A 362-nucleotide genomic window follows, 5' to 3' on the forward strand; every position below is an offset into this window, starting at 1 on the left:
GAATGCAGAATCACTGGCTTTTTTGGTTGTGCTTACCCATCTCTCCGCATCACCTTTGGTAAAGGTTCTAAGCTTAGGTGAGAACATCCCTGCCTGAACATGAGAAAAAACAGGGTACTCATACTCACTTCTAAGTGACGGCTGCATACTAACCGCTTCATACATCTCGTAGATTTCTCTGGCGATTGAAGGGCTAAATTCTTCAACGCTAACTTTGAGAATTTTTGTAAGCAATGCGGCGTTATAAGCATTTAATGCATTGATGCCATTAAATAAAGCACCAACGCCTGACTGCCCCATCCCCATCTTGTCTGCGACAGATTCCTGGGATAAGCCAAGTTCATTTTTCTTTTTTTCATAAA

General features: G+C 42.0%; 1 protein-coding gene. It reads right to left on the reverse strand.

Annotated features, from left to right (window positions below; genetic code table 11):
* Positions 1 to 362: helix-turn-helix domain-containing protein (locus tag BSAG_RS11930; protein WP_008997522.1), on the reverse strand; the 362-nt coding region annotated here is incomplete at both ends.

Source organism: Bacteroides sp. D1, assembly GCF_000157095.2.
GTDB classification, from domain to species: Bacteria; Bacteroidota; Bacteroidia; order Bacteroidales; family Bacteroidaceae; genus Bacteroides; species Bacteroides xylanisolvens.